Source organism: Flexivirga sp. G2, from assembly GCF_055397625.1.
In genome coordinates this window covers 939,147-955,636 of record NZ_AP039675.1, presented here as the reverse complement: position 1 = coordinate 955,636, position 16,490 = coordinate 939,147, and the positions used below count along the sequence as shown (strand labels likewise).

Here is a 16,490-nt window from a genome sequence, read left to right as displayed (position 1 = left end):
TCGCGGGGCACTTTCGTGTTCCCGGGGGCTCGCGTGTCGCTAGGCCGACAGACCGAGCGCCTCCATCCGTGCGGTGTGCGCATCGGTCAATCGGGTGAACATGTGCATCCAGTCGCCGAGGTCGAGCCCGTAGCCCGAGCCGTCGTCGACCAGCAGCCCCATGAGGTCATCGTTGTCCGCGGCGACCCGTTGGGCCTGCGACAGCGCCTCGCCGATCAGTCGACGGCCCCACAGGGCCAACCGACCGGCCACCTTGTCGTCCGCCGCGATCGCCCGGCGCAACTCGCCGGCCGCGAACTCCACCTGACCGGCGTCCTCGAGCGCCTCACGCATCAGCAGCCGGGTGTCCGGGTCCACGAGTTCGGAGACCTCGCGGTAGAAGTCGTTCGCGATCGAGTTGCCGGCGTAGACCTTCATCAGCGCCTCGACCCAGTCGGTGGGCGTCGCACGGCGATGCCAGTCGTCGACCGCCCGGATGAACGGCGCCATCGCCCGGTGCGGGTCGGCGTCGAGTTCCTCGATGCGGGCGGCGAGCCGCTCGTAGTGCGCGAACTCCTGCGTTGCGACCTTCGCCAGCGTCGCCTTGTCACGCGACGACGGCGCGAATCCGGCCTCCTGTGCGATGGTGAGGAAGCCGACGAGCTCGCCATACGCCAGCACTCCCAGGAGCGCGACGACTCCTCGCCGGTAGGCCGGTTCCGCGAGATCCTCCTTGACTCGCGCGGGCCTGTCACGGGTCTCTTCGGTCATGTCCAGATCGTAGCGGTCGGGTATGCCGCGCCGGCACGGTACAATTGGGACCGACGGGCCGCGTGTGTGTGCCCGTCACGCACGAGTACAACCGGTTCACCCAGGTGCCCGGTCGGTCACGAAGACATCCGCGGGATTGCCCCGCGACCCGAAAAATTCCGATCGGCTCCGCTCATACCGCGCGATGCGATGCTCGCGCCGGACACGACCCACGACGGGTCGACGCCCCGGCGCTGGAGGCGACGCAAGCCGATCACAGGAAGATTTTCATCACCCGTCATGACCGACGAAACCACCACCACCGCACAGCAGACCTTCGCCGATTTCGGGGTCCACGCCGACATCGTCTCGGCCCTCTCCGAGGCCGGCATCACCACACCGTTCCCGATCCAGGCGATGACCCTGCCGGTCGCCATGTCCGGCCACGACATCATCGGCCAGGCCAAGACCGGCACCGGCAAGACGCTCGGCTTCGCCGTCCCGATGCTGCAGCAGACCGTCGCCCCGGGCGACGACGGGTTCTCCGAACTGCCGGCCCCCGGCAAGCCGCAGGCGCTCGCCGTCGCACCGACCCGTGAGCTCGCGGTGCAGGTCGCGGGCGACCTGCAGACCGCGGCCAAGCGGCGCGGCATCCGCGTCGCCACCATCTACGGCGGCCGCGCCTTCGAACCGCAGATCGAGCAACTCAAGAAGGGCGTCGAGGTCGTCGTCGGCACCCCCGGCCGCCTCATCGACCTGGCCAACCAGGGCCACCTGGACCTCGGCTACGTGCGCAGCGTGGTGCTCGACGAGGCCGACGAGATGCTCGACCTGGGCTTCCTGCCCGACGTCGAGAAGCTGCTCGCGATGACGCCCGCGTCGCGCCAGACGATGCTGTTCTCCGCCACCATGCCCGGCGCCGTCGTGTCGCTGGCCCGCCGTTACATGACTCAGCCGACGCACATCCGCGCGATGAGCGAGGACGGCGACGACCGACAGACCGTCGCGGCGACCGAGCAGTTCGTCTACCGCGCCCACGCCATGGACAAGGTGGAGATGCTGGCACGCATCCTGCAGTCCGAGGGCCGCGGCCTGACCGTCGTCTTCACCCGCACCAAGCGCACCGCTGCGAAGGTCAGCGACGAGCTGACCACGCGTGGCTTCGCGGCCGCCGCACTGCACGGCGACCTCGGCCAGGGCGCGCGCGAGCAGGCGCTGCGCGCGTTCCGCACCGGCAAGGTCGACACCTTGGTCGCCACCGACGTCGCCGCCCGCGGCATCGACGTCGAGAACGTCACCCACGTCGTCAACTACCAGTGCCCGGAGGACGAGAAGACCTACGTCCACCGCATCGGCCGGACCGGCCGCGCGGGCAACACCGGCACCGCGGTCACCTTCGTCGACTGGGACGACCTGGGCCGCTGGGGCCTGATCAACAAGGCCCTCGACCTGGGCATCCCGGAGCCGCCGGAGACCTACTCCTCCTCCGAGCACCTGTTCTCCGACCTGAACATCCCGACCTCGGCGACCGGCGAGCTGCCGCGCGCCCAGCGCACCCGCGCCGGCTTGCGTGCCGAGCGTCTCGAAGACCTCGGCGAGACCGGTAAGCGCCACGGTGGCCGCGATGGCGGTCGGGACGGCGGACGCGGTGGCAACCGCTCACGCAAGCCGGCCAACCGGGACGGCGAGGGCGAGAGCAGCCGCACCACCACCTCGCCGCGTCGTCGCCGTCGCACCCATCGCGGTGGCTCCGCCGGTCGCGCATCCGCCGAGCAGGGCTGAGCCGGGCCGGTGGCCACCGCGCGGTTCAGTCCGCCATACATCGACCGCCTGCGGGCGGCCGATCGGTGGCTGCGCGCGTCCGAACGCGACGCCCACGCGGCGCGTTATGCCGTATGCCGGACGACCATCTCGGCGCTGACCCGGGTCGATAGTTTCTACATCGGGTTCTTCCGGGAAGAGGACACCGTCTTCATCCCGTACATTTACGACCACGACCAGTTCCTGCGCCCGAACATCGGGCGGTACAGCAAGCACGGCGTCTCCAACTGGGTCCGCAGCAGCAAGCGGCCCTACGTCTACCGCGAGGACGGCGGGCGCCGGCTCACCAACGCCATGCCGTTCGGGGACACGACCGAGGTGTCGCTGGACGCGATGGCGGTCCCGCTGATCGACGCCGTCACCGGCGAGGTCGCCGGTCTGATGAGCGCGCAGAGCCTGCACCCGCACGTGTATGACGACGAGGCGGTTCGTGCCCTGGAGTGGCTCGGCCGTGCGCTGATGCATTCCTTCGCCCGGGACACCGCCGCCCAGGACGAGCTCGACCTCTACACCATCTATCCCGAGCTGGACACCAGCGGCGTTCGGGACGAGACGGACCTGATCGACGCCGTCAGTGCCCGGGTCAACCGGCTGCACCGGCAGATCCGGGACCTCGCCCAGCTGGCATCCCCGCTCGGTGGTGCGGTCGCCGAGGCCGCACAGGCACTGCAGCAGATGTCGGAGTCCACCCAGGTGGAGATCGGTGACCTGTTCGGTGAGTTCGCCGACTCGCGGGACCAGGACGATTCTCCGGATCCGGCGGCCGAGCTGACCAGCCGCGAGCGGGAGATCGCCGAGCTGATCGCGCGGGACGGCGTCAGCAACGCCGACCTCGCGCGACAGCTGCACATCTCCGAGACGACCGTGAAGACGCACGTCGGCAACGTGCTGCGCAAGCTCGGCGTGGCCCAGCGGGCCGGCATCGAACTGGTGCTCGGCACCCCCTCGAGGCGTAGTACCTACTACTAGGGCCTAGTCCCCTTCGGCGCAAAGTTCATCCCGAGTCGCATGGCTCGCCCGGGCGGAAACCGACATCATTGACTCAGATCGTTCGCAGGCTGGGGGGAGCGGACGACAGTCCAGGGGAGAGGTCGCCGGCACATACGGGGATGTGCCGGCGATCTTTTGCGTCCGGACCCTGTTGCCGCCACCTGGTGCCGCAACCCGTTGCCGCCACCAGATGCCGGAACCCTCCTCAGGGGCGCAGCGGTCCGGTGCCCGAGGTCGCTTGCGCGGCGAGCTGCTCCAGCACCTCCGGGGAGGTGGTGTTCTCCCCGAGCTGATTCTCCTTGCCGGTGCCGTGGTAGTCGCTGGACCCAGTGACGAGCAGCCCGAGCCGGTCGGCGAGCTTCAGACCCTGGCCGATCGCTTCGTCGGTGTGGTCCCGGTGGTGGATCTCCAGGCCGGCGAGGCCGGCCTCCGCCATACCCTCGATGACGTCGACGCCGACCGTGCGGCCACGGGCTGCCGCGAACGGATGCGCCATCACCGGCACTCCCCCGGCCGCGCGCACCAGGCGGGTCGCCACCGCCGGATGCGGCGCGTAGTGCGACACGTGGTACTTCGACCCCGAGGCCAGGTATGACGCGAACGCCTCCTCCCGAGACGCGACGACACCGGTCGCGATCAGCGCATCGGCGATGTGCGGCCGGCCGATCGTGGTGTCCGCCCCGAACTGCTCCTGCACCTGCTCCCAACTCAGCCCGGTGTCCGGCGCGAGCTTCTCGACCATCCGCTGTGCACGGGTGCGCCGGGACGAACGGGCCCGCTCCAGCTCGGACAGCAGAGCCGCGTCCAACGGGTCGATGAAATAGCCGAGCAGGTGGATGCTGATGCCGTCATACGCGCAGGAGATCTCGATCCCGGGCACCAGCGTGACGCCGGTCTCGGCGATGGCACGGGCCGCCTGCCCCCAGCCGCGGGTCGTGTCGTGGTCGGTCAGGGCGACGACGTCGAGCCCGGCCCTCGCCGCCGACCGCATGACCTCCGCGGGAGTCTCGGTGCCGTCGCTCTGAGTGGAATGGGTATGCAGGTCAATTCGCACGCGCCGACTGTAACCGTCCGAGCAAGATCGGCGCTCGCGCGTATCCGCGTCTACGCCACGTCAGCGGGCCCCGGCTGACAAGCTGGACCCCATGCCAGCTGACCGGCCCGCGCCCACCCCGCCGCGTCTCGCCGCGCTGCGTCCGAAGGCGGTCGTCACCGCCATCCGACTGATGTATGCCGGGCTGGTCCTCGCGTTGATCGGGGTGCTGGTCAATGCGCTCTCGCGGGGTGCGATCACCCGCGCCCTGAAACACACGAACGCCTCACGCTCCCCCGGTGACCGGCTGTCGGCGCACGACCTGAAGCAGGCGGCCGACCTGACCTACGACGGCTTCCTGGTCATGTCGATCGTGGCCGCCGTCGTCTGGCTCGTCATGGCGATCGCCAACAGCCGCGGACTCGGCTGGGCACGGATCGTCGCGACGGTGCTGGTGGTGATGAACCTGCTGCTCACCATCGGTATGGCGACGCGTGGCACCACTGCGGCCACCATCGCCGAGGTTCCGACCCTGTTGGTCGGCGCCGCTGCCGCCTGGCTGTTGTGGCAGCCGCCGAGCACGACCTTCTTCGAGCGTTGCGCCGCGTTGCGGGCCGCCGGTCGCGCCTGACCGCACGCTGCGCGCAGCACCACCGAATGTTCACAGTACGATCAGTCGACGTTTCCTGAGCCGTTGAGAGGATGTCGTGCCGTTGGCACCCGTACAGCCCCGCTTCAGTGTGGTCGTTCCGTTGTATCGCACGGCGCGTTACCTCCCGGACCTCCTCGCCTCCTTCGAGAACCAACGTCCCGGCGACTACGCCGTGGAGTTCGTCTTCGTCGATGACGGCTCCGACGACGACTCCGCCGCCATCGCGCAGCGGTGGCTCACCACGGCCGGCGCCACCGGCCAGGTCATCCACCAGGAGAACGCCGGCGTCTCGGCGGCGCGCAACCGCGGCATGGACGCGGCAACCGGGGACTGGATCACGTTCCCCGACTCGGACGACTTCCTCAGCGACGAGTACTTCCACTGCGCTGCCCTGGCGCTCGCCGAGAAGTCCGACGAGGACGTCGTGCTGCTCAGCGCCAACGTCCACCGCTTCACCGAGTCGACCGGCCGCAAGACCGACGAGCATCCGCTGCGACACAAGTTCGTCGGTGGCCGCAGCAACCACAACACGGTGGATCTGGCCACCCGACCGACATACATCCAGACGCAGAGCGCGTCGGCGTTCTTCCGGACGGACGTCATCCGGGAGCACTCGGTGCGCTTCATCGAGGGCCTGCGGGTCGCCGAGGACGCACTGTTCGCGTCGACCTACCTGCTCGCCGCCCCGACGACCCGCATCGTCCCGCTGAAGGAGGCGAAGTACTACTACCGCCGCCGGGCGGCAGCGGACTCGGCCGCCGACTCCTACCGCACCAATCCGGACTTCTACTTCGGCCGCTTCGAGCGCGGCTACATCCCGCTGCTCCAACGCTTCTCGCCGTCGGAGCCGGTCCCGGAGTGGCTGCAGAACATCATTCTGTACGACCTGAGCTGGCTGTTCCCGCGCGAGCTCAATGTCGAACGCAAGGCGACCCACCTCAGTGACGAAGAGCGGAAGCGCGTCATCGAACTGCTCAAGACGGTCTGCCGGGCGCTGGAGTGGCCCACGATCGTCAACTACCGGATCACCAACATCGCACCGGAGGTGCGAGCCCTGATGCTGACGCTCGGCGACAAGCCGCTGCCGGCCGGGGGCGCGGTGCGGTTGGCCAAGAACGTTCCGGGGTCGTTCGAGATGGCCTACCTCTTCCAGGGCGCCGACCACCCCGTCGAGCGGATTGCATCGCACGGCAAGGAGATCGAGCCGCTCACGACCAAGACCCGCTGCCTGGACTACTTCGGACAGGACGAGCTGCACGAGCGCATCCTGCGCCTGCCCAACCTGCCGTCGATCACGTTGAGCCTGAACGACGAGCCGCAGATCCTGACCTACGGCAACTACTACTTCGGCTCCGGCGAGGCCAGGGCCAAGGATGCCGACTCGGCAAAGGCGAGCGAGCGGAAGGCCACGCCCGTCTGGAAGCAGGTGGCGATCCGCGGCGCGGCGGAGGTGGTCTGCTTCACCAAGGCACCGGTCGGCAAGTCGGGCATCACCCGGAAGGCGAACGCACTGCGCGGCACCCGATTCCGCCAGTTCATCCGCAACCTCGCCCAGACACCGCACTACCTCACGAAGTACTCCGGCGCGTGGCTGGTCATGGACAAGCTGCGCGCGGCCAACGACAACGGCGAGTACCTCTACGACTACCTCGCCGGTGAGCGGCCCGACATCAACGCCTGGTTCGTCATCAAGCGGGGCACCGCAGACTGGGATCGCTTGAAGCGCAAGGGTTTCCGACTGATCGCCTACCGCAGCCTCGAGCACCTTGTCGCGCTGCAGTGTGCTTCCGTCGTCGCGTCCTCACAACTCGACCTGGAGATCGAACGCCCGGTCCCGCCGAACTTCTACCCGCACTCGCGGCGTCCATGGCGATTCGTCTACCTGCAGCACGGGGTGCTGCAGCACAACCTGGCGCATTGGTTCAACAACAAGGACATCGACCTCCTCACGACCGCGAGCGTCGACGAGCACGCGTCGATCGTCGACGGCTGTGCCTACAAGTTGACCTCGGATTCGGTCACGCTGACCGGCTTCCCGAGGCACGACGTGGTCGTCAAGGAGGCCGCCGCGCACCCGTTCGCGGAGCGCTCGATGATCCTCATCGCGCCGACCTGGCGGAACAACCTGTTCCTTCCCAAAGAGTCGTTCGGCGCGCAGCGCAAGTTGCGAGCACCGTTCCTGGAGACCGAGTTCGGGCGGAACTGGATGGAGTTCCTGTCCCACCCGGCGTTCGCGCGGCTGGCGGCCGAGCAGCATGCCGAGATCGTCTACCTGCCACACCCGAACCTGCGGGGCAACGCCGACGAGGTCGTCTACCCGGATCACGTGCGGGTCATCGAGTCCGCCCCCAACGTGCACGAGCTGATGAGTCGATCCCGGGTCACCGTCACCGACTACTCGTCCATCTTCTTCGACGCGGCGCTGGCCGAGTCACGCATCGTCTTCTTCCAGTTCGACCAGGACGAGTTCCTGGGCGGAGCCCACACCTACATGCCCGGCTACTGGGACTACACGGAGCACGGGTTCGGGCCCGTGGCGACGACGGTGGACGACGCGGTCGCCCACACGGTGCGCGCCTTCACCGGGACCGATGCCGACTGGCCGGAGCACTTCGAGGAACGGATCCGGCGCACCCTGCCGCTGACGGACGGCCATGCGGCGCAGCGGATCACCGACCTGATCGAGCGCAAGCTGCTGCGCTGAGCGGCGCAGACTGCAGGGTGGTCAGCCGACCGCCCGGACCGAATTGGGTCCGGAGTCCTTCTCGGCTGCTTCCTTCGCAGCGGCCTCCTCGGCAGCGCGACGCTGCGCGCGGTATGCCGCCGCCTTCTTCGGGTCGTGCTTCTCCTGATAGGCGTCCAAGACCTCTTCGGTCTCACCGTCCATCACGATCTGCCCTTCCTCCAGCCAGATCACCCGGTCGCACGTCTCGCGCACGACGCCCAGGCTGTGGCTGACCAGGAACACCGTGCCGGCGTCCTTACGCAGCTCCTGGATCCGTCGCTCGCTGCGTCGCCGGAACTCCGCGTCACCGGTCGCCAACGCCTCGTCGATCAGCAGGATGTCGTGCGACTTGCTCGACGCGATCGCGAAGCGCAACCGTGCGCCCATGCCGCTGGAGTAGGCGTTCATCGGCAGCGAGATGAAGTCACCGATGCCGGAGAAATCGCAGATGTCGTCAAACCGCTCCTCGACGTCCTGCGGCGTCATACCCATCGCCAGGCAGCCCAGCATGATGTTGCGCTCGCCGCTCATCGTCGAGATGAGGGCGGCGTTGACACCGAGCAGGGCCGGCTCCCCACGGGTGTAGACCGCGCCGGACGACGGGGTGAGCAGCCCGGCGACGCCGCGCAGCAACGTCGACTTACCGGATCCGTTCGGACCGATCAGCCCGATGGCCTCGCCCTCCCAGGCGGTGAAGCTGACGCCGCGCACGGCCTTCACCTCGCGCATGCCGGGCTGCGACGCGCCGGTCACCGTCCGGGCAAGAGCCATCGCGCCACCGCGGTTGGCGTAGCGGCCGGCGATCTTGTAGGTCAGGTGGACGTCGTCGGCGACGACGGTGGGCTTGCGCTCTTCGACTCGTTCACTCACGACCGTACGACTCCTCAGCCTTCCAGAAGAAGACATATCCAACGAGCAGAACACCGACGGACCAGGCTAGTGCGGTAAGCCATTGGCCGGGTGTCGTGCCTTGACCCGAAGCCAGGAACGCACCGCGGTAGAGATCGACGTAGATGGTCATCGGGTTGGCGTTCAGGATCGCCCCGACGTTCGGCTTCGACTTGGTGAACGAGTCGATGTTGAACATGATGCCGGAGGCGTACAACCACACCCGCAGCGCGAAGGGCAGCATCTGCGAGACGTCCGGGACCTTGGCGCCGATGCGCGCGAACGCGAATGCCAAGCCCGCACTGAACATCGTCTGCAGCACCACCGCCGGGACCACCAGGATCCATTGCACCCGAATGGGCTCACCCGTGAACAGCACGATCGGCACCAGGACCACCAGCGAGGCCAGCAGGTGCTGCAAGGCGATCGTGGTGGAGGCCACCGGGAACACCGCCCGCGGGAAGCGCAGTGTGCGTGCCAGCGAGCGGTTCGACTGGAGCGCGCGAGCGCCACTGGTGATCGCACTCTGGGTGAACTGGAACACGAAGATTCCGATGACCAGGAAGCCGAGATAGTTGGGCACGCCACGACGGGTGCCGATCAGCAGTCCGAAGATCAAGTAGTAGACGGCCGCGTTCAGCAGCGGGGTCAGCACCTGCCAGGCCTGCCCCAGGAAACTGCGGGTGTAGCCGGACGCGTTCGTCGCCCGGGAGAACTCCACGATGAAGTACCGCCGCTGCCACAGCTCGCGCGTGTACTCGGACAAGGACGCCCGAGCTCCCGCGCGCTTCAGGCCGTAGCGCGCGACCAGTGCTTGGGCATCCTCGTGGGACGCCTGGGTGTTCCCCGGCGGCGCCTTGTATGCCTGTCCCGACTCCGTCACAACGCGCAACGATACGACATGAACAGCACAACTCCGCGCCATCGCGCTCCGACGCGACCCGATCGAGACACCGGGTGCAGGTCAGGGTTCACCCGCCGTCGTTTCCCTTCGCGCGCGAGGCACTGCGTGACCCGCACTCCGCAACATGAGCAACGTCACACCGCGCAGACAGTTTCCTGAACGTCGCACTCGGAATCGGTCCCTATCCTGTCGCCGATCTGACCACGGTCGGCCCGAACGGCCGGCCACCATCCATACGTCACGGGCTGGCCTGTAGGAAACCAGCAGCCCCGCCCAGGAGGCCCACATGCGACAGCGCTCTGCCGACAGTTCCCGCCGAGGTGGCCGGCGGTGAGTCTCCTGCAGTTGCCGACCAAACGGCTGGCCGAACCGGACCGACGCGCGCGCGCCGGTCGGGCCGCTCTCCGCTGGACGATCCGGTTGGCCATCGCCGCCGCCGTCCTGGTCGTGGCGTACGTCCTGTTCAAGGTCGCGGTGAACATCGCGACGACCTACATGTGGTTCGACTCGGTCCACGACGGGTCGGTCTACTCCACGGAGATCTGGGCGAAGGTCGGGTTGTTCGCGGTCTTCGGGCTGATCGGTGCCGCCATCGGCGGCGGCACGATGTATGCCGTGAGCCATTTCCGGAACCGGCTCTCGGTCAATGAGAGCGACGACGTGTTCCGCGCCGGGTTCCGCCGCTACGAGCCGCGGTTCCGCTGGCTCATCGTGGCGGCGACCGCCGTGGCCACCGGGGTGTCGGCCGGCAAGCATGCCGCCGCCCAATGGCAGACCTACCTGCTGTGGGCCCACGCGACGCCGTGGCACAAGACCGACCCAGTGTTCCACAAGGACATCTCGTTCTTCATCGAGGTCAACCCCTTCCACGTCGCCGTCGTCACGCTGCTGTCGGGCAGCATCCGGTACGGCCTGTACATCGCCGTGATCGCCGGCTACTGGTACGGCGGTTGGCGGCTGCGAGGTGGCCGACAGAAGGTCACCCGCGGCATGGTCGTCGTGCTGTCCGCGCTGATCGGCGCCTACGCACTGCTCAAGGCGGTCGGCTACTGGCTGACCCGCTACGCGGTGACGACGTCGGGCCAGGGCCCGGTGACCGGCGCCGGTTACACGGCGGTGCACGCACTGCTGCCCAGCAAGGACACGATGGTGGTCATCAGTGCGCTGTGCGCAGCGGCCCTGCTGGTCAACGCGTTCGTCGTCGGCCGGGTGCGCATGCTGCTCGCCTCCGTGCTGGCGCTCGTCGTCGCTGCCGCCGTGGTCGGCGTCGGCTGGCCGAAGCTGGTCTACCGCCTGCGGGAGGCGCCCAGCGCCGCGCAGGTCGATCTGCCGGAGATCGCCAACAACCAGAAGGCGACGCTGGCCGCGTTCGGTCTCGACGGCAACGTGAAGACGGTGGCCTACCACCAGGAGGCGAAGTCCAGCAGTCAGGCGCTGACCAAGCTGGCCGGTCAGACCGCGCAGATCCCGGTGATCGACCCCAACAAGCTGTCCCCGACGTTCACGGTCAAGCAGCAGATCCAGCCGTACTACCAGTTCAAGTCGACCCTGGACATCGGCAACTACCAGTTGCCGGGCACCACGACCGCGAAGAACGATGTCGCCCTCGCGGTGCGCGAGCTGAACCTGTCGGGCGTCCCGTCCAGCAACTGGGTCAACAGTCACCTCGTCTACACCCACGGCTACGGCATCGTGGCGGCACCGACGTCGCGCATGGACACGGCCACGGAGAGTCCGGCCTTCCTGGACGGCGGCATACCCCCGGAGCAGCAGATCCCGGTCAACCGGCCGCAGATCTACTTCGGTCAGTCGTTCCCGTCCGGCTCCTACTCGATCGTGGGACAGCCGTCCGGTAGCCATCAGAACCTCGAGTTCGACCACCCGGGCGCGAAGGGTTCGGCGCAGTCGGCGCACACGACATACACCGGCAACGGCGGCATACCCGTCGGCTCGACGCTGCGTCGCCTCCTCTTCGCGGTGCAGTTGCACAGCCCGAACGTGCTGTTCAGCTCGGAGATGAACTCCGCCTCGCAACTGCTCGAGTACCGCAACCCGCGGGCCCGGGTCGCGCAGGTCGCGCCCTGGCTGACCCTCGACGGTGACGTCTACCCCGCCGTCGTCAACGGGCAGATCAAGTGGATCGTCGACGGCTACACCACCTCCAACAAGTACCCCGACTCGCAGATGGTGAACCTGCACAACGCGACCAGCACCTCGCTGACGCAGAACGGTTCGTCGGTCTCCCAGCCGAGTCGAGGCGTCAACTACATGCACAACTCGGTGAAGGCCGTCGTCGACGCCTACACCGGCAAGGTGACGCTGTACGAGTGGAACCAGAAGCAGCAGCCGGACCCGCTGCTGAAGACGTGGGAGTCGGCGTTCCCCGGCCTGGTGAAGAGCCAGTCGAGCATCCCGTCGGCGTTGTTGTCCGAAATGCGTTATCCCACAGACCTGTTCAACGTGCAGCGGCAGTTGCTCGCCAACTACCACGTGGCGCAGCCGGCCGACTTCTACAGCGGCAACGACTTCTGGACGGTGCCGAACGATCCGACGGTCGCTGCGACCAACACGATCAACGCGAACGGCAGCGCCTCGACGAGCTCCACGCCGTCGCAGCCGTCGGAGTACGTCTCGATGTCCGCCGACGGGTTCGGCGGTCCGCGCTACGCGCTGTCCAGTCCGATGGTCACCTACAACGGACGCGACCTGTCGGCGTTCATGTCGGTCGATGCCGCGCCCGGTCCCGATTACGGGAAGTTCACCGTGCTCGACTTCCCGTCCGAAGGTGCCGGGGAATCACCGTCACAGGTGCAGAACGACATCGAGTCCGACACCCGGATCACCGAGGCACTGACCCTGCAGCGAGGGGGTCAGTCGAAGGTCGTCCTGGGTGACCTGGAGGCGATCCCGGTCGCCGGTCGCCTGCTGTATGTCGAGCCGGTCTACACCCAATCGACGGGCAGTCAGTCGTTCCCGATCCTGCGGCACGTGATCGCGTTGTACGGCAACGGAACTCCGTCGTTCGAGGACACCCTGGGCCAGGCGGTGAAGGCCGCGATCCAGTCGTCCAGCTCGACCAGCTGACCCGCACCGCTCCGACGAACGCCCCACCGCTTGCGGTGGGGCGTTCGTTCGTCAGGGGCCGCGTCCGTCAGGAGGCGCCGAGCCCGAGCGCGTCCAGCTTCTGCTCCAGGTATGGCGCCAGTGTCCGAGCGTAGGTCGCCGTCATGTGCGAGGCGTCGAAGTAGACGGTGACGCCACCGATGACGGCCGGGCAGGTCGTCGCCGTACAGAAGAAGTTGGTCAGGTCGATGGTGTGCACGCCCTTCACTCCGGCAGCAGCGGCCGTGTAGGGGTAGTGCCACTTCCACGAGGTCGGTGTGCCGGAGCATTTGTCGTTCTGGCCCGAGTGCTCCGCGAGGCAGTCCGGCACGTTCTGCATCGTGTTGCCCGGGTAGGGCAGGTCGTGGATCACCACGATGGGTGTGCCGCCGGCCGACCACTTCTGCAGGTAACTGTGGAACCCCGCCTGGTCGACCTTCTCGCCCTTGTTCCAGTCGGTCTCCCCCTCGGGCAGCACCGATTCACGGTTCGAGGTGATGATCAGGTCGTACTGTCCGTGTGCGGTCTGGCCCAGGACCCACTTGCCGTAGTCGTGGCATCGGTCGGACACCTCCTTGGTGTCGAACTGTTGCCGGGTGTCGCTGGGCGCGCACTGCGAGATCAGGTAGGTCGTGATCGACCAGTTGTTCTTCTTGGCCAACGCCATCAGTGCCGGCTGCCAGTGGCCCGCATGCGAGTTGCCCACGAGCGCAACCTTCGTCGACCCCGAGCCGTAGTGACACGTCGGCCGTTTGGTGAAGGGCCGATAGGCCCAGCACCCGTCGGCATACGCGACTTCCTTGTCCTGCTTGGCGGCATCCGGCGACGGCACGGGCGTCGCCGAGTTGTCCTGCGGGCACGCCTGGAAACCCTTGGCCATCGAGGCCGCTCCGAAGCACGGTCCGGCGTCGGCCACCGCGGCCTCGGCCGCCCGCTGTTCGGCACGGATGTGCTCATTGCTCGCCCACCACCAACCGGAGGCGGCGAGCGCCAGCACCGCCATCGCGGCAACGCCGTAACGATAGGTGTTGAGCAGCACGCGCGGCGTACGGCGCTGCCGGAAGACGTCCTCGACGTACTTCTTGCACAGGCCGGCCAGGACGACCGACACCACGAGGATGCCGCACCGGTCCAGCAGCCCGAGGTGACCGCTGACGTACGGGAGCAGTGCGATGAGCGGCCAGTGGACCAGGTAGAGCGAGTAGGAGATGTCACCGAGGTACTGCACCGGGCGCACGCCGAGGACCCGACCCAGGACCGAGGACTTCGGCGGATGCGCGAACAGCACGAGCGCAGTGCCCACCGTCGGCAAGAGCGCGCTGTACCCGGGGAACGGCATGCTCCCGACATACCGGAACCCGGTGATGAGTATGGCGATGATGCCCAGCCAGGCGAACAGTGACCGGGCCCGTCCGGTCATGCCCCGGACGCTCGCGAGCGGCAGGGCGGCGACCATGCCGCCCAGGGCGAGCTCCCACATCCGGGTCGGCGTCACGAAGTAGGCGGCTGCTGGATTGGTCGACGTGTACGAGATCGACACGACAAGTGAGGCGACGAAGACCGCACCGATCACGACCAGCAGGCGCGCGCTCACCCGGAGGCTGCGCGGTGTCTCCGCGGTGACCCGGCGGTAGGCCCACCACACGGCAAGCGCCATGAGGAACGGCCACACGACGTAGAACTGCTCCTCCACCGACAGCGACCAATAGTGCTGCAGCGGACTCGGGGCGTCGTCCTCGGCGAGGTAGTTGACGCTGTTGCCGGCGAGCACCCAGTTCTGGACGTAGAACGTGCTGGCCAGGATCTGGCGGGCGGTGGTGGTCCACATCGTCGACGGCGCGACCCACCAGGTCGCCACTCCGGTCGCGAGCAGGACCGCCAGCGCCGCCGGGACCAGTCGGCGGATGCGGCGAGCCCAGAAGTCGGCGAAACCACGGGCGGACGTGGGCGGCGCCTTGAGCAGGACCGCAGTCATCAGGAACCCGGAGATGACGAAGAAGACGTCGACACCGGCGAACCCGCCGGTCAGCCGATTCGGCCAGAGGTGGTAGATCACCACCAGCAGTACCGCGATGGTTCGCAGTCCCTGGATGTCGGCGCGGAAGCCGGTGCCGCTTCCTATCGTCGGGTTGCCGGCAGGGGTGCGGCGATTGTCGGTGTGCGTCGCAGCGCTCACGAAAGCCTCTCGGGGAGTGTTCAGCCGGTGCTGCCGTCGCGGGCGGGCAGCTCGCGACGGACGTCGATCACGGCGCCGGTCAGGTCGGACGCCAGCACCGCGAGCGACGCGTCGGCGACCTGCTCCGCCGACAGCAGGGTGCCCGGCGGCTCCTCGCCGAAGGCAGCGAGCCGCATGGGCGTCGCGGCGCGTTCCGGGTTGATGACGTTGACCTTGATGTTGTCGGCGGACCATTCCTCGGACAGCGCCTGGGTCAGGTTGACCACCGCCGCCTTCGTCGAGGAGTACAGCGCGTAGTTCTCCCGGCCGCGGGTGTAGGACGACGACGTGAAGTTCAGCAGGTGACCGGCCGACTTCCGCAGGTAGGGGTATGCCGCGCGGGCCACGTTGACCGGCGCCAGGTAGTTGACGTCGATGACGCGGGCGACGTCCTCCTGCGTGGCGTCGGCGAGCCGGCCCATCTGCAGGACACCGGCGGTCAGCACGACCGCATCGATCTGGCCGTGTTCCTGGGCGGTCTTCTCGAACGCCTCGGCGATGTGGTCGGCGTTCTCGACGTGCAGGCCCGTCGTCGAGCGGCCGTGTGCGACCACCGTCGCACCGAAACCCCTTGCCAGACGGTCGATCTCGGCGCCGATGCCGTAACTGCCGCCGAGGACGACGATGGTCTTTCCGCTGAAGAACGACCGCATGTCGGCGACCGGCAGGGGCGCCTCCTGGGTGCCCAGTTGGAAGAACTTGTCGACGATGTACATGTCGAGCGGATAGGTGACCTTCATGTTGCGGTCGGAGCCCTGGATGGTCTTGGTCTTCACCTCGGGCTTGTACTTCAGCACCACCCCGCAGTCGTCGGTCGCGGAGAAGTAGGGGTCCTCCACCGCGAGCTCGTACGCCGAGCGCAGCACCGAGAGCCGGAAGCCCTGCGGGGTCTGTCCCCGCCGCAGGAAACTGCGGTCCGGGATGTGCGTGATGATCTCGTCCTCGTCGACGGACACGATGGTGTCCGCGGACGGTATGACGACGTCGACCGCGTCATAGCTGTCCAGGGCTGCGGTGCAGTCACGCAGGATCCGGTCATCGACCAGTGGTCGCACGGCGTCGTGCAGCAGGATCTTGGCGTCGCTCTCCTCGATCGCGGTCAGCACCCGCATGGTGGTCTCGTTGCGTGTCGCGCCGCCCTCGAGGATCCGCGAGACCTTCGGGTACTTCTCACCGAGGATGGTCGCGGTCTTCTCCGACCAGCCCGGGGTGACCATCACGATCATCTCGTCGATCACCGACGAGTCGTGCAGGGCAGCGACCGTGTGCTCCAGGATGGTCTTGCCGGAGACCTTCACCATCTGCTTGGGCACGCTGAGCCCGAGTCGGGAACCGACTCCACCGGCCAGCACCACTCCGTACGTCTTCACGCGGTCTTTCCCCTTTTCGGTGTGCCGGCATGCCGCACGTCTGTGCCCGCTCCGGAACGGG

Annotated in this window: 11 protein-coding genes; 5 read left to right on the top strand and 6 right to left on the bottom strand. The window is 67.8% G+C overall.

What is annotated here, in order from left to right:
• Positions 1-39: 39 nt before the first annotated feature.
• Positions 40-750 (bottom strand): ferritin-like fold-containing protein, encoded by a 711-nt coding sequence (locus tag ACZ50J_RS04795; protein ID WP_464300130.1) that lies wholly within the window; start codon positions 748-750, stop codon positions 40-42.
• Positions 751-1,029: 279 nt separating this feature from the next.
• On the opposite strand from ACZ50J_RS04795, the gene ACZ50J_RS04790 reads away from it, so the two are divergent.
• On the top strand, positions 1,030-2,511 hold the full coding sequence (locus ACZ50J_RS04790) for a DEAD/DEAH box helicase (protein ID WP_464300129.1): 1,482 nt from the start codon (positions 1,030-1,032) through the stop codon (positions 2,509-2,511).
• Between the two features lie 9 nt (positions 2,512-2,520).
• The gene (locus ACZ50J_RS04785) at positions 2,521-3,519 is read left to right on the top strand and encodes a LuxR C-terminal-related transcriptional regulator (protein ID WP_464300128.1); all 999 of its coding nucleotides are present in this window, start codon (positions 2,521-2,523) and stop codon (positions 3,517-3,519) included.
• Positions 3,520-3,745: 226 nt separating this feature from the next.
• Here the strand turns inward: ACZ50J_RS04785 and ACZ50J_RS04780 are convergent, their stop codons facing one another.
• On the bottom strand, positions 3,746-4,594 hold the full coding sequence (locus tag ACZ50J_RS04780) for a PHP domain-containing protein (protein ID WP_464300127.1): 849 nt from the start codon (positions 4,592-4,594) through the stop codon (positions 3,746-3,748).
• A gap of 91 nt (positions 4,595-4,685) precedes the next feature.
• Here ACZ50J_RS04780 and ACZ50J_RS04775 point away from each other — a divergent pair, with 91 nt between their 5' ends.
• Positions 4,686-5,204 (top strand): hypothetical protein, encoded by a 519-nt coding sequence (locus tag ACZ50J_RS04775; protein ID WP_464300126.1) that lies wholly within the window; start codon positions 4,686-4,688, stop codon positions 5,202-5,204.
• A gap of 82 nt (positions 5,205-5,286) precedes the next feature.
• Positions 5,287-7,929, top strand: a complete 2,643-nt coding sequence (locus ACZ50J_RS04770) for a CDP-glycerol glycerophosphotransferase family protein (RefSeq protein WP_464300125.1) — start codon at positions 5,287-5,289, stop codon at positions 7,927-7,929.
• Positions 7,930-7,950: 21 nt separating this feature from the next.
• On the opposite strand, the gene ACZ50J_RS04765 is transcribed toward ACZ50J_RS04770, so the two are convergent.
• Together ACZ50J_RS04765 and ACZ50J_RS04760 are read right to left on the bottom strand one after the other, a co-directional pair.
• Positions 7,951-8,820 (bottom strand): ABC transporter ATP-binding protein, encoded by an 870-nt coding sequence (locus ACZ50J_RS04765; RefSeq protein WP_464300124.1) that lies wholly within the window; start codon positions 8,818-8,820, stop codon positions 7,951-7,953.
• Positions 8,813-9,721: an ABC transporter permease gene (locus ACZ50J_RS04760; RefSeq protein ID WP_464300123.1), complete on the bottom strand. Its 909-nt coding sequence runs from the start codon at positions 9,719-9,721 to the stop codon at positions 8,813-8,815. The genes ACZ50J_RS04765 and ACZ50J_RS04760 overlap by 8 nt, the downstream gene beginning before the upstream one ends.
• A 351-nt stretch (positions 9,722-10,072) precedes the next feature.
• Here ACZ50J_RS04760 and ACZ50J_RS04755 point away from each other — a divergent pair, with 351 nt between their 5' ends.
• On the top strand, positions 10,073-12,826 hold the full coding sequence (locus tag ACZ50J_RS04755) for a UPF0182 family protein (RefSeq protein WP_464300122.1): 2,754 nt from the start codon (positions 10,073-10,075) through the stop codon (positions 12,824-12,826).
• 67 nt (positions 12,827-12,893) lie between these two features.
• Here the strand turns inward: ACZ50J_RS04755 and ACZ50J_RS04750 are convergent, their stop codons facing one another.
• Positions 12,894-15,020, bottom strand: a complete 2,127-nt coding sequence (locus tag ACZ50J_RS04750; RefSeq protein WP_464300121.1) for an acyltransferase family protein — start codon at positions 15,018-15,020, stop codon at positions 12,894-12,896.
• Positions 15,021-15,040: 20 nt separating this feature from the next.
• Complete coding sequence (locus tag ACZ50J_RS04745; RefSeq protein WP_464300120.1) at positions 15,041-16,429, bottom strand: SDR family NAD(P)-dependent oxidoreductase; 1,389 nt, start codon at positions 16,427-16,429, stop codon at positions 15,041-15,043.
• Positions 16,430-16,490: the final 61 nt, after the last annotated feature.